This window comes from Stenotrophomonas rhizophila (genome assembly GCF_001704155.1).
Taxonomy (GTDB): domain Bacteria; phylum Pseudomonadota; class Gammaproteobacteria; order Xanthomonadales; family Xanthomonadaceae; genus Stenotrophomonas; species Stenotrophomonas rhizophila_A.
The window spans coordinates 1,475,917-1,490,086 of record NZ_CP016294.1; the positions used below are offsets into that span (position 1 = coordinate 1,475,917).

Below are 14,170 nucleotides of genomic sequence, written 5' to 3' on the forward strand. Positions count from 1 at the left end.
GCGGCGGGCATGTATATGGGAATTGCCAACGGTTATTTAAATGCGGCGATGCGACATGAAAGAGTGGGCTTCTATTCACGAACCACTCCGGAGGCCGTTCTCCCATGTCCATCGCACGCTGCACGACGCCGTTCAAGGTAATCGGCACCACCGCATTGTCCGCCATGCTGCTGCTGGCCCCGCTGGTTTCCTCGGCCGAGGACCAGGCCTCGCCGCTGCGCACTTACCTGGCGGCCAAGCGCGAGGCGATCCAGGCCCAGTCGGCCAAACCCGGTACGCCCACCGCGATCCACGCCAAAGTCACCGCCGAAAGCCGCTCCGGCGTACGCCGCCTGCGCATCGGGCCGACCGGCGAATTCCAGTACATCAGTGACAGCGGCCGCAACTACGCGGGCTACAACCTTGGCGCCGGCTCCTGGGATTCGCTGGTAGGCACGCTGGCCAGCGCGGTGGCCGACGAGTACATCGTGCAGGCGGCCGTGCAGGGCGTGCCACTGGATGGCCTGGACGTGGTGTTCACCAGCATTCCCGAGCGCAAGAGCGAGACGCTGGCCTACCCCAACAACCTGTCCTATGTGGCCTACATCGATTCACCGGCCACCGACGCCCAGCTGCAGGCGCTCAAGCGCGCGGTGCATGAGAACTCTTCGGCCATCGACCTGGTTACCCGTCCGCAACAGGTCAGCCATGCCGACGTGGAATACATCCACAGTGCGGCCGAGCGCGATCCCAAGCTGCCGCCGGGCCTGCGCGACTTCATCACCGAGGAGAAGCGGCCGGCGGTGCTGGCGCGACAGGTGAAGCCGGGCGCCGGCAAGACCAAGCCGGCCGAGCCGGAAACCCTGGTCGCCCGCGCCCATGTCGATCCGCGTACCGGCCTGCGCCGGGTGTTCCTGGGCAAGGACGGTTACCACCAGCAGCTGCACGACAGCGCGCCGGGACTGCTCGGCTATGGCCTTGCCCCCACGGTGGAGGAGCACCTGCTCGGCGTGACAGGTACCTGCCTGACCCACATCTTCGAAGTACAGGCGGCCTCGCGCAACGTGCTGCTGGATTCGCTGGAGCTGACCGTGGATGGCCAGGTGAGCCCGCGCTTCGGCAGCAACGTGCGTTCGCCCGCGCGGTACAGCGACATCCGTTACAAGGTGCGGATTGAATCGCCGGCGTCGGAACAGGAGATCGATGCGCTGCGCCAGTCGGTCGAGGCAACGTGCCCGCTGTACAACCTGGTGAAGGACGAGCAGAAGCTGGAAGGCAGCATCGTGCGAGGCGCATATGCGGACGCTACGCGCTAAGCGCAGTCATCTGGCGCTTGCCCTCTGCACGCTGCTTGCGCCGACCGGGGCAGCGGAGGCCGCCGAGCCCGCAGAGGCGGCTGAAGAAGCAGCTGCGACGGGATCGCCGTCACAGGGTTCCAACGCGCGCACGCTGGACAAGGTCTCCGTACTCGGCTCGCAGATTGCCGGCGGCGGTGCGCAGGCGGCATTGCCGGTGGTCGCGGTGGATCGCGAGCAGATCGATGCCACCCTTGCCACCAACGGCAACGAGCTGTTCCGCAGCCTGCCGCAGTTTGGCGATGTAGCCATTACGGAGAAAGGCACCACCAACGCAGGCCGCAACTCCAACGTCGCACGCGGTGACGTGGGCTCCATCAACCTGCGCAACCTGGGCTCGAAGTACACGCTGCTGCTGGTCAATGGCCGCCGCACCGTGCAGCACCCGATCAGCAACAGCGGCGATGACACCACCTACAACGCCAACGCCATTCCGGTCTTCGGACTGGAACGGGTCAACCTGCTGCTGGACGGCGCGGCCTCCATCTACGGTTCCGATGCCGTGGCCGGCGTGGTCGACCTGGTGATGCCGAGCAACCTGGCAGATGGCGGCGGCGTTCGCCTGAACTACGGCAAGGTGGCCGATGGGCACCGCGAAGAGGTATCGCTGGACGGGTACTTCGGCAGCGATTTCAGCGAAGGGCGCGGCAACCTTTCGGTGCTCTATGGCTTCTCCAGGCGGACCTCGCAGCTCAATTCCGATGCCTGGTTCACCGCCACCGACGGCCGCCGCCCGCTGGGCGATGGCACCAGCGTGCCGGACCCGAACGGGACCACCGGCTTCAGCACCCGAACGCCGTGGGGGCATTTCGATACCTATACCGGCAGCCGGCGCACCGGCAGCTGGTACGTCAATCCCACCACCGGTGCGTTGACCTCCGGCACGGTGCCCACGCGCTATCACTACGATTCGGCGGCTGAGCCGGGCATCACCACGTCACCGGCCATCCGCAAGGGCAACGTGTTTGCCACCGGACGCTTCGACGTCAACGACAGCCTGCAGCTGTTCGGCGAGCTGGGTTACTACCGTGCCACTTCCGAATCGTGGGTGAGCAGCGAGTCGGGCTTTGGCGGTGATGGCTTCCTGCTGCATATCCGCCCGGATGCGTACTGGGTTCCGCAAGCGCTGCGTGGTGCCGATGCGATCCGGCTGCTCAACTACCAGTTCGCCGATTCGGGCATCCGCCGGGTGAAGGTGGACAACGACCAGTCGCGGGTCCTGCTGGGCGTGCGTGGCTGGACCGAGGGCGGCTGGAACTGGGAAACCGCGTTGCTGTACTCACGCGCGCGCAGTACCGATACGCAGCAGGGCGGGCTGACGGATGCCTTCATCGAAGCGGTGAACCGCACCGACGCCAGTGCCTACAACCCGTTCAGCGGCGGCGACCCCGCCAGCATCCGGGTGGGCGATGCCACGCCGTACGACACCTCGTCATTCATCGGCGAGGCGACCCGCGAAGGCACCACGGAACTGGCGCTGTGGGACTTCAAGGTGAACCGTTCCGACCTGCTGACCTGGTATGCGGGCGACATCGGCATGGCAGCGGGGGTGGAGTACCGGTATGAAAGCCGCCGGGATGACCGCGACGAGAACATCGATGGCAGCAACCCCTACACCGACTGGTATACCGGTACGGTCGCCGCCAGCAACATCTTCACCCACAGCCCGCGCCCGGATGTGCGCGGCAGCCGCAACGTCAAATCGGCGCTGATCGAATTCGCGGTGCCACTGGTGTCGCCGGCGCAGGGCATCCCGCTGGTACAGTCGCTCGACCTGCAGCTTGCCGGCCGTTGGGAGGATTACAGCGACGCCGGCAAGGTCGGCAAGCCTAAACTGGCAGCGGCCTGGAAGGTGGTGGACAGCCTGCTGCTGCGTGGCTCGGTCAGCGGCGGCTTCCGTGCACCGGGACTGGAGCTGGTGAACTCGCCGCCGACCTATGGCTTTGGCTTCAACAACGACGCGGTCCGCTGCCATGCGCTGGTCACCAAGGGCGCGCAGCCCGATTACACCGCCTGCTTGAATGCCTTCAGCAGCGGTTCGTCGGTGAAGCCGTCGGTGAGCTCCGTGACCTCGTACGGCGACGACGTCAAACCGGAGACCACCCGCCAATCCTCGTGGGGCGTGGTGTTCGAGCCGCAGTTCCTGCCCGAACGACTGGGCGCTATCAGCCTGAGCGTGGATGCCTGGCGGGTGAAGGTGGAGAACCCCATCAGCACCATGGGTGAGGAACTGCTGTACGACGCGTACCTGCGCGTGGTGGAAGGCAGCAGCAACCCGAACGTGGTGCGGGCGGCGGTGACGGCGGAGGATATCGCGCAGTTCGAAGGCTCCGGCCTGGCGCCGGCTGGCGTGGTGACGCACATCTACAACCGCTACCAGAATCGTCGGCCACTTACCGCGTCGGGCGTGGACTACAACGTCGGCTGGCGCCTGCCGGAAACGTCGTGGGGCAACTTCTCGCTGCTGATCAGTGCCAGCCAGCTCAAGGAGTACACCCAGCAGAAACCAGCCGAAATACAGCAGGTGGCTGCGGCCATCGCCAGCGGGCAGCTGGACATCCTCGTGCCCGACCTGGGCGCGGCCAACGAGGTGGGCATCAACGGCGCGAAGCCGGAATGGCGGGCCAGTGCCACCTTGATCTGGAACCTGCAGGACTGGACGGTGCGGCTGCGCGATGACTACATCGACAGCGTGACCGCCGGTGCTTACGCCGACCGCACGCCGTTCGTGGTCGGCTCCACGCAACGCTGGGCGCTGTCGGTAAAGAAGGAGTTCACCCGAGGGCGGTTGAGTGGCACCGCAGTGGAAGTAGGCGCGCGAAACCTGTTCGACAAAGAGCCGCCGCTGAGCGCCACCGGCAACTACCTGAGCGCGCTTCACGAATCCTACGGACGCTACCTCCACCTCGGTATTTCGAAGAACTGGTGAACATCATGAAGACGCACGCAGTCGTTTCGCTGTTCGTGGTCACCCTGCTCGCAACCGCGTGCAGTCCGCAGGACCGGGCCACAGGGGTGCCATCCGCATCCGCGGCCGCAGCCGCGGCGCTGGATTTCCAGGACCAACAGACGCAGTGGGTCCGAGAACGCAGCGCGGACCTGAGCAAGCCGGATGGCTGGACCAGCCTGATCGGGCTGCACTGGATCGAAGCAGGCAAGCGCAGCGTGGGTGGGGGCGCGGACAATGCGATCCGCCTGTCCATTGCGCCGGATCGACTGGGCGATGTGGAGCAGCGCGCCGATGGCCTGTACTTCGAGGTCGCCGAAGGCGTACCCATTACGATTGACGGCAAGCCGGTACAGGGCGAAGTGCGTCTGGATCCGGAGGGGGCAGGCGGTGGAACCAAACTGGCCTACGACGAGGGCAGGGGCCAGATCACCGCGATCAAGCGCGGTCAGCGCCTTGCCCTGCGCGTGCGCCATGCGGACGCGCAGGCACGGCGGGACTTCGCAGGCCTGGATTTCTTCCCGGCCGATGAGGCCTGGCGCGTGCAGGCACGGTTCGTGCCGCACCCGGCCGGCAGGACGCTTCCCATCGTCAACGTGCTGGGCGAGGTCGCCGACAATCCCAATCCGGGCTATGTGGTGTTTGAGAAGGATGGGCATGAGTGGCGGCTGGAAGCACTGGGCGACCCGGCCAAGGGCTTGAACCTGATGTTCCAGGACCAGACCACGGGCAGGCTCACCTACGGGGTGGGGCGCTACCTGCGCACCGACCCGGTCGCGGCGGACGGCACGGTGGTGGTGGATTTCAACCGCGCGCACAACCCGCCCTGTGCGTACACGGAATTCGCCACGTGCCCGCTGCCGCCCCCGGAGAACCGCCTGGCCCTGCAGGATGGCAACGGCGAACGCACGCGGCTGGCGGTGCTGGCCGGGGAGAAGAAGTATGCGGGGGCAAATCACTGATCATCCCCGACGATGCGGCAATGGCTGCCGGCTGAACAGCCCGTGCGGCGTTGACGCTACATCCACGGCTTTTCACAAGGGGTTCCCGGCACCGCGCAGACACTGGCGCTACGTCATGAAGCGAGGAGCCAACCATGAATCTCTCTACCCGAAACGTGCTGTGTGCAGCCGCCCTGATGGCATCGGTGTTCAGCGCCAGCGCCCAGACCTACGGGCCGAAGGATGAAGGGCGCCGCTTCAACGATGGCACCAAGGTGGTCTGCAAGAACGTCGAAGTGCAGCGCAACAGCCGCGACCCGAACCGCATTGCCGGTACCGCCACCGGTGCGGTGGTCGGTGGCCTGCTGGGCAACCAGGTGGGCGGCGGCAGCGGCAAGAAGATCGCCACCGTGGCGGGCGCCGTAGCCGGCGGCGCGGCGGGTCGCCAGATCCAGGGCAACTCGCAGAGCAAGAACGGCGACCGCGTGGTGGAGCGCCAGTGCTATCGCCGCTGACGCGGTGAGAGTAAAGGCGTCAGCATCAGTCCAAGGGCTGGCCAAGTGCCAGCCCTTTTCCATGTTCCCGTGTCCGCAGGGGTCTTCACGCGCGCTGAACACGACCGCATGCATTTTTTGACTGCAAATCGGGGGATTTGATCCGAGGCAGCAGTCCCTTAGGCTGATACTGTGGAAGCCGGGGGTGCCTGCTCGTTGGGGAGTTCCTCCTATGCGCGTTCTGCCCTGGTTGCTCTATTGCGCCGCCTTGGTGGCGGTGCCGTGCCCTGCTTCTGCCGAGTCAACGCCGCAGGGGTATCGCGAAGGCTGTGATCGTACGAGTACGGCCAATTACAGCGGGTACATGTCGCCCGGATGGAATACCAGTTCGCCCAAGGCGATGATCTTTGCCTCGGACAGCCAGTATCCACGGACGCTGGACAACCCTCATGACCCAACGGGCGCCGCGCAGGCGCTGCGCAGGGTGGTGGCCGATATCGCCGACTACCGGAGACGCGTAAGCGGACCGGTGCCGCTGGTGGTGAACGGCGACATCACAGAGCACGCCCACGGCGATCAGCGCGCCTTCGTCCAGGGTCTGTTTCCGCAGCTCGCCGGCGGCTCGGGAGAGGCGTTGATCCTGCCCGGCCTCGGCAACCATGACTACGGCAACAATGTCGATGATTGCGTGAACAACGGCTGCGCGCGCGACGCCATCTGCGACCACATTCACTGGGTGGACGAGGTAGGGCCGGTAACCGAGGACTATCACTATGCCAAGCCCGTACATGAGGGCAGCTACTCGTACATGGTGTACGTGGGTGCGGTGGCCCTGATCCAGTTGAATGACTCGCCCTTCTACGAGCGCGAGTTCGAATCCGGGTCCGGTCTTCCCTTGGACCCCAAGATCAAGTTCAAGGTCACCAGCTCGTTACGTTGGCTCGAAGGCGCGTTGCGAAAGGCCCGGCTGGACAACAAGCACATCTTCCTCAACCTGCACAAACGCAACGCATGGCCCGCCGGGGATGCCGCGCGCTTCAAACGCCTCATTCAATCCTACGGCGTGCTGGCGGCGTTCGCCGGGCACTATCACACGGATCTCGGTCATGTGTCGGGAACCGCGGAGAACTTCGGGACAGTGCCGGTTTTCCAAAGCGGTGCGCTCTTCAACGAGACGTATCTGATCGTGGAAATGGACTACGCGAGCTCGCAGTTTCTGGTCTACAGCGTTCACCCCGGCGAGGGGCATGCGGCCCGGCGGCTGGTTGGCGAGTACCCTTTGAAAGAGCCGCCCCCTCTGCCGCCGATCGACTTCTCAGACGCTGCGGTAGTGCTCTATGAGGGAAGCAATGCGACCCAGGAAGTGATCTGTCGTCGGACGCTTCCGTTCAGCGCATTCAACCTGGGCGGGAACTCCGGCTGCATCAATGACGAGGCACGCTCGCTGCGTATTCTCAAGGCGAAGAAGGGAGCCATGATTCGCCTGTTCGGCGGGTTCCACCACGTACGTGGGGAGGGCTATGCTTTCATCTACATCACCCGCGACATCACCTTGCCGCAGACCGTCGCAAGTTTCGATACCGCCGCCTCCGGTGACGGGTGGCGACTGGTCAAGTTCGGTGGCGATACGCTTGATGGAAAGGTGTCGAGCATGGCCGTGTTCGAAGACTTCAATGCCGGGAAGAGCGAAATGACGCTTTTCGAGGGGAACAACCTCAGCCAGCATTCCATCTGCACCAAGCCCATCGCGCACGACGTGCGCTTCAACATGGAATCGGGCGATGGAGCGGGATGCATCAACGACGAGGCGCGGTCGGGTGCATGGTTCAAGGCGAAGGCTGGCATGGAGGTGTGCTATTACGGCGCATGGAATCAGAGTCACAGCGAGGGGCACACGTGCATCAATGCGCACCGTGACCTGCCCCTGATCGTCATCGGCTCGTTCGACCACAACTACACCGCGCCCGATGGCAGTTACAGCATCCGCAGCTACGGCGACGTCGACGGAAAAATTTCCAGCATGTGGGCGGAGAACCTGTTCCCCTATCCGCCGGCCAATACGATGCCGGGTTGCGCCCCCACCCTGACCCGATCGCTCAAAAGTCACATCACCGCTGGCTGGAACAGCCGTTCGCCGCGCTGGCTGGTGGTTGCGAGCGATCCGGAATACAGCGGGGCGCTGCGCGCAGTGGACACCACGAAACGCGGGCAGCCGGGTGCCGCATTCGACGACCCGGCCTACGATACGTTGAAGGCCGTGTTCGCCGACATCAGTGCGTTCCGCAAGGCTAAAGCCAGCGATGGGCCGGTTCCGCTGATCGTCAATGGCGACAATACCGATGGCGGCCTCGAATACGAGCGCTACACCATGCAGGCGCTGTACCCGACGCTGGCCGGCGGCAACGGCGAGCCGTTGTTCCTTCCGGGATTGGGCAATCGCGACTACAACGACAACGTAGACATCTGCTTGTCAGAGGGCAAGAACTTCTGCGTGCGCGACAGCATCTGCGATACGCTTCAGTGGGTGGACGAGATCAAGCCCGTCACCCAGGACTATCACCACGGCGAACACGTCAACGGTGGTATCAATGTCCACGACGGCAGCTACTCGTACATGGTGTATGTCGGCGACGTGGCGATGATCCAGCTCAACGAGTCCCCCTTGTATGAGCGCACCATCGTGAACATGAGGGAAAACGGTCGCACCGAGTTCGCGGTGCGCAATGCATTGACCTGGTTGGAGGGCGCCCTGCGTGCGGCGCGTATTGCCGACAAGCGCATCCTGATCAACCTGCATCGTCGAGGCGAGTGGGGGCAAGGCGACTACACGCGATTCAGGAGGATGATCGAGCAGTACGGCGTCCAGGCGGCGTTCGTGGGGCATGAGCATGCCATGCTGGGGGAGGTCCATGGCATGGTCCATTTCGGCAACGTGCCTGTCTTCAAGAGCGGCGCACTGGCCAATGGAAGCTACCTGATCGTTGAGATGCAGTACGCAACGAATAAGTTCATCGTCTACAAGGTTCCGCCTGCCGCGGGGCACGCGGCCCGCGTGAAGGTAGGCGAATACCCGCTTAGGCCCGAGCCAGCGCTGCCCGGGATCGACTTCAGTGACAGCATGATGGTCGCGTTCGAAGGGAACGATGGAACCCAGGATGAGTTGTGCCGGGTTGCGATTCCATTTTCCCCGTTCAATCTGCAGGGCGCGCATGGCTGCGACAACGACGAGATCCGGTCACTGCGCATTCTCAAGGCTCCCAAGGATACGGTGATCCGGCTATATGGGGCGTGGGACCACCAGCAGTCTGAAGGCCATGCGTTGATCACGCTGACCCAGGACGTCCTGCTTCCCGTCACCGTGGGCAGTTTCGATCGCAATCTGACCACCTCCAGCTACACGGTCCACAAGATGGGCAGCACCGTGTTGGATGGCAAGGTGTCGAGCATCTCGATGGGCACGGAAGAGGGTGATTTCACCGAGCCTCGGGTGGTGTTTTACGAAGGCAACAATGGCACAGAGGACGTGGTCTGCGAAATCCTGCTGCCCTTCCAGCCATTCGACCTCAACGGACCGCACGGTTGCGACAACGATGAGATCAAGTCGATGCGGATCATGAAGGCTGTCAAGGGCACCATGTTCCGGGCATTCGGCAACTGGGGGCACGGCAAAGACCAGGGGTACACCTTCGTCACCGTGCTCAAGGACATCAATGCCCCCGTGCTGGTTGGCAGCTTCGACCGCAGCTATACCAACGATACGGTAAGGGTCGAGAAGCATGGCAGCGATGTGCTGGATGGGAAGATCTCCAGCATGTCGATGTTCGGCGACAGCTATGTCGAGCTGTTCTCCAGGAACAACCAATCCGGAAAGATCTGCACGCATCGTGTAACCGATGGCCATGCCTTCGACTTCGGCGCCGGCGAAGGGAGCGAGTGTCCTGATGATGCCGCAAGGTCGGCGATCTGGCACTTCCCGCTGCCAGGAATGGAGCTGTGCTACTACGGCGGCACCGGGCAGGGCGTCAGCCTTGGCCATACGTGCATCCGGGCAATCAAGGCCAACAGTGCCCTCATAAAAATCAACAGCTTCGATACGCCGGTGACCGGCCCGGATGGCGCGTACACGATCAAGGCCCATGGCGAGCCGATTGATGGGCTGGTATCCAGCATGTCGGTCGAGGATACGGCGGCCCGCAACCCGGGAGAGGAACCTTGAATGATCAACGCGTTGGCGGGTAGCCCGCGATCGTCCGCGCCCCGGTGATGATCATGCGCAGCATCTGCGCGGTCTGTTCGATCATCTCCGGGTCGCGCTCCGGTGGCTGGTCCAGCGCGGTGCCGCCCATGGCGAACACCAGCCGGGTGATCGCCTTGGCCACCAGGTGCGGCTCGTGCAGCAGCGCGCCGTTGTCGGCATGCGCCAGCCGGATCAGGTCCACGCAGAGCTCTTCTTCGAAGTAGTTCAGTTCGCGCTCGACGGCCTGCTTGAAGGCATCGGAGCCGGCACTGCCTTCTCGCAGCAATACGTGCAGCAGGCGGTCATCGGCGCGCAGCTGTTCGAAAAACGTTTCCACCGACAGGCGAATGACACTGCGGTCCGACGATGCCGCGCGCTGGCGCGACTCACCAATGATGGTGCGCAGCGAACGGCCGGCCAGGTCGATCAGGGCCACGGTCAGTTCGTCCATGTCGCGGAACTGGCGGTAGAACGAGTTCGGGGCGATCCCGGCTTCGCGGGCGACCTCGCGCAGACTCAGGGTCGACACGCTGCGGTGCGGGCCGATCAGGGTCAGGGCGGCGGCCAGCAGGTCCTCACGTGAAATCGAGGCTTTGCGTGCCGGCAGGGCGTCGTCGTGGACGGTCAGGTGCGAATCGGGCGGGGTCATCCAGGGGCCAGACGGTCAAGTCCCTGAATCATAGCCGGTCTGAGTAATATACAACTGTATACACAGCTGTATGCTCGCCCGTATAGTGGCGTCATGAGCGCACTTCCTCGTCCTGCCGGCCGCCGTTCCTCCCTCTCGCCCCGCCACTGGGTGTCCGAGGAGCTTTTCGACTTCTGGGCCGGCCGGGTGCATCCGCTATGGACCCTGCGCCGGGCGCGGGCACGGCTGGTGTCCCGCACTGCGGCCAGCGCCGACGCGGTCACTCTGGTCCTGCGCCCGAACCGGCATTTCCGCGGGGTGGCCCCGGGCCAGCACGTGAACCTGGGCGTGGAAGTGGACGGCCGCCGCCTGTCGCGCAGCTACAGCCCGACCCTGCTGGATGACGGCTGCCTGGCGATCACCGTGAAAAAGGTCGCGGGCGGCAAGGTCAGCCAGCACTTGGCGCAGCACGCACAGGTGGGCGAGGTGTTCGAGCTGGGCCAGGCCTTCGGTGAGATGACCCTGGCGGCGACGCCTGCGGCGCGGGTGCTGCTGCTCGCTGCGGGCAGCGGCATCACCCCGATGCGCGCGCTGGTACGCCAGATGGAGACCGCCGGCATGCCGGTGCAGGTGGACCTGGTGTACTGGGCGCAGCAGCGCGAGGCGGTGTGCTTCGCCGACGAGCTGGCCGATATCACCGCCCGCCATCCCGGTTTCCGCGTGCACCTTGCGCTGACCCGCGATCAGACTGCGCCGGCCGCGCGCGTGGGCGACTACGATTTCAGCGCGCTGGGCGATCTTTCCAGCGCGCAGGTGATGGCCTGTGGACCGGGCGGTTTCGTCGAGGCCGCCAACACGCGGCTGCAGGGGCAGGTCGCCTCGCTGCAATCCGAAGCCTTCACCCCGCCGGTGCTGCCTGATGCAGAAACCGGCACGGTGCGCGTGGAGCTGCGCCGCAGTGGCCGCACCCTGGAACTGCCGCGCGGTACGTCGCTGCTGCAGGCGCTGGAAGCCGAAGGGCTGCGCCCGGCCAGCGGCTGCCGCATGGGCATCTGCAATACCTGCGTGTGCGGCAAGGCCAGTGGCGTGACCCGCCACACCCTGACCGGCGAGTACGCGGCCGAACCGGCCACGCAAGTGAAGCTGTGCGTTAACAGCGCCAGCACCGACCTGATCCTGGAGCTTTGAGCATGCCTGCCGTGCATAACCGTGTGTTGTCCGCCGCCGAACTCGACGCGTTCGGCAACGAACTGGACGCCCTGCGTGCCCGCCACCTGGCGACGCTGGGTGACGCCGATGCGCGCTACATCCGCCGCGTGGTCGCGGGCGTGCGCTGGACCGGCGTGGCCGGCCGCGCGCTGCTGTTCCTGGGCGCATTCGTGCACAGCGTGCTGATTCCGGCCTGGATTGCCGGCGTAGCGCTGCTGGCGCTGTCCAAGATCCTGGAAAACATGGAGCTGGCGCACAACGTCATCCACGGCCAGTACGACTGGATGGGCGACCCGCAGCTGCAGGGCAGCACCTACGAGTGGGACATCGTCGGCACCGCCGACAACTGGCGCAAGACCCACAACTTCCGCCACCACACTTACACCAACGTACGCGGGCTGGACGATGACATCGGCTACGGCCTGCTGCGGATCTTCCCCGAACAGCGCTGGCGCCCGTTCTACCTGACCCAGCCGGTGGTGGCGGTGGTGTTCGCGCTGCTGTTCGAATGGGGCATCGCCATCCAGGACCTGCGCCTGGGCCGTTGGTTTGCCGGCAAGATCACCTTCCGCCAGCTGCTGGCACAGGCGCGCCCGGTGGGGCGCAAGATGGGCAGGCAGATGTTCAAGGACTACCTGCTGTTCCCGGCGCTGGCCGGCCCGTTCTTCCTGCCGGTGCTGCTGGGCAACGTGGTGGCCAATGTGATCCGCAACGTGTGGACCTACGTGGTGATCTTCTGCGGGCATTTCACTGCCGATGCGGAGACCTTCCCGAAGGAATGCGTGCGCGATGAAAGCCGTGGCCATTGGTACCTGCGCCAGCTTCGCGGTTCGTCGAACATCGCCGGCGGCAAGGTCATGAACCTGATGACCGGTAACCTCAGCCACCAGATCGAGCACCACTTCTTCCCCGATGTGCCGGCCAATCGTTACGCCGCGATTGCGGTGGACGTGAAGGACATCTGCGCGCGCTACGGCCAGCACTACAACAACGGCTCGCTGCCGAAGCAGTTCGGCCAGGTGATGTGGCGGATCCTGCGCCACGCCTTCCCCAGCCGCCCGGCGCGGGTGAAGCCGCTGGTCACCGCCGAACAGGGCGCATGACCGCACACGTGCTGGAAGACGAATCGCCGGTCAGTCCTCCAGGCCCATCTTTCCTTCGGCCAGCGGCACCCGTGAGCCATCCAGCAGGCCACGGCTGACCGCGCCGTCTTCGATGAACAGCAGTTCGCCGTTCTCGCCGTTCTTGATGCTGCTGTCGATGGCGATGATGCGCCCGCCGTGGAAACTGCTCACGTGCGGCATCGAGGTATGTCCGACCACGATGCGCTTGAGCTCGAGGTCCTTGAGCAGGGCATCGACCTGGTCGGTAGCCATCTGCCCGTCAAAGTAGCCACGGAACCAGATCGGACTGGTCTTGCCGTCGAACAGGCGTGCCGTGTCCGGTGCGGCCTTGACCTGGTCTTTGGGCAGGCCGACCGAAGCCTGGTACAGAGTGTTGGTGGCGTCCAGCCCGCGTACCAGGTCCAGGTTCTGCGGCGCGATGCCGCCGTGCAGGAACAGCGTATCGCCGATCTGCAGCATCACCGGGCGGGTCCGCAGCCACTGGCCGATCACCGAGTCGGCGCCGTAGAGCGCCGGGTAGCTGCGGCCCAGCAGCTGGGCGCTCTTGAGGTATTTGGGGTTCACGTAGCGCAGGTCGTCGTACAGCACCATGGTTTCATGGTTGCCCAGCACGAAGTGCACCGCGCCACCGGCCGCAGCGGCCTGCTGCTGCAGGCTGTACAGCAGCCAGAAGGCCTCGGTCACCTGCGGGCCACGATCAAATACATCACCGGCCACCACCAGCGTGGCGCTGCCCAGTGACCAGTGGTCGTCGCTGTCGATGACATGATGAGCGCGCAGCAGCTTGACCAGCAGGCCGTACTGGCCGTGGATGTCCGACACCGCCACGATGCGCGGCGTGGCCGGGTACTGCGCGGTGCTGGCCAGCTGAGGTGCAGCCACCGTCAAGGGATGCGGGTAACCGCATTCGGGCAGCACCACCGTGCCGGCACCGCGCGCCGGCAGGTCACGCTCGACCACGTGGTCATTGCACACCCACTGCGCCTGGTGGCCCTTGCTGGTCATGAACACGTAGGGGCCGTCGGCATCCACATGTTCGGCCGGCGCGGGAACCTCGCGGGCGGCGGCAAGCAGGGGAACCAGGACAAGCCCGGCCAGGATCAGGCGGGCGGCGGCGGAACGGGCACGAGGCGGCATCGGAAACTTCCAGCGGATCGGGGCAGGCGGCGATACGCCGCCCACCCGATCCTAACCGCCGCCACACCCCTCAGGTATGCCCCATTGGTCAGCCCACCATGCGCAATGTGGCCGCGCGG

9 protein-coding genes are annotated in these 14,170 nt (G+C 65.0%); 7 read left to right on the forward strand and 2 right to left on the reverse strand.

Features of this window, described 5'->3' with window-relative positions; genetic code table 11:
- Nucleotides 1-104: 104 nt before the first annotated feature.
- The 5 genes from BAY15_RS18820 to BAY15_RS06735 all read left to right on the forward strand — a co-directional run bounded on the left by BAY15_RS18820 (nucleotide 105) and on the right by BAY15_RS06735 (nucleotide 9,932).
- Nucleotides 105-1,295 (forward strand): OsmC family protein, encoded by a 1,191-nt coding sequence (locus tag BAY15_RS18820; RefSeq protein ID WP_083214089.1) that lies wholly within the window; start codon nucleotides 105-107, stop codon nucleotides 1,293-1,295.
- Nucleotides 1,276-4,263, forward strand: a complete 2,988-nt coding sequence (locus tag BAY15_RS06720; RefSeq protein WP_083214090.1) for a TonB-dependent receptor domain-containing protein — start codon at nucleotides 1,276-1,278, stop codon at nucleotides 4,261-4,263. Before BAY15_RS18820 ends, BAY15_RS06720 begins: the two co-directional genes overlap by 20 nt.
- A gap of 5 nt (nucleotides 4,264-4,268) precedes the next feature.
- Nucleotides 4,269-5,243 carry a DUF1684 domain-containing protein gene (locus BAY15_RS06725; RefSeq protein ID WP_083214259.1) on the forward strand — a complete coding sequence of 325 codons (975 nt, stop codon included), beginning with the start codon at nucleotides 4,269-4,271 and terminating at the stop codon, nucleotides 5,241-5,243.
- A gap of 134 nt (nucleotides 5,244-5,377) precedes the next feature.
- Complete coding sequence (locus BAY15_RS06730; protein ID WP_068850298.1) at nucleotides 5,378-5,737, forward strand: glycine zipper 2TM domain-containing protein; 360 nt, start codon at nucleotides 5,378-5,380, stop codon at nucleotides 5,735-5,737.
- A gap of 211 nt (nucleotides 5,738-5,948) precedes the next feature.
- Nucleotides 5,949-9,932: a hypothetical protein gene (locus BAY15_RS06735; RefSeq protein ID WP_157771703.1), complete on the forward strand. Its 3,984-nt coding sequence runs from the start codon at nucleotides 5,949-5,951 to the stop codon at nucleotides 9,930-9,932.
- 4 nt (nucleotides 9,933-9,936) lie between these two features.
- Here BAY15_RS06735 and fabR read toward each other — a convergent pair whose 3' ends face one another.
- Nucleotides 9,937-10,602 (reverse strand): HTH-type transcriptional repressor FabR, encoded by a 666-nt coding sequence (gene fabR / locus BAY15_RS06740; RefSeq protein ID WP_068850302.1) that lies wholly within the window; start codon nucleotides 10,600-10,602, stop codon nucleotides 9,937-9,939.
- Between the two features lie 93 nt (nucleotides 10,603-10,695).
- Between fabR and BAY15_RS06745 the strand changes: the two genes are divergently transcribed.
- Nucleotides 10,696-11,769: a ferredoxin reductase gene (locus BAY15_RS06745; RefSeq protein ID WP_068850304.1), complete on the forward strand. Its 1,074-nt coding sequence runs from the start codon at nucleotides 10,696-10,698 to the stop codon at nucleotides 11,767-11,769.
- Nucleotides 11,770-11,771: 2 nt separating this feature from the next.
- Nucleotides 11,772-12,893, forward strand: a complete 1,122-nt coding sequence (locus tag BAY15_RS06750) for a fatty acid desaturase family protein (RefSeq protein WP_068850306.1) — start codon at nucleotides 11,772-11,774, stop codon at nucleotides 12,891-12,893.
- 30 nt (nucleotides 12,894-12,923) lie between these two features.
- Here the strand turns inward: BAY15_RS06750 and BAY15_RS06755 are convergent, their stop codons facing one another.
- Nucleotides 12,924-14,051 carry a metallophosphoesterase gene (locus tag BAY15_RS06755; protein ID WP_068850309.1) on the reverse strand — a complete coding sequence of 376 codons (1,128 nt, stop codon included), beginning with the start codon at nucleotides 14,049-14,051 and terminating at the stop codon, nucleotides 12,924-12,926.
- Between the last annotated feature and the right edge of the window lie 119 nt (nucleotides 14,052-14,170).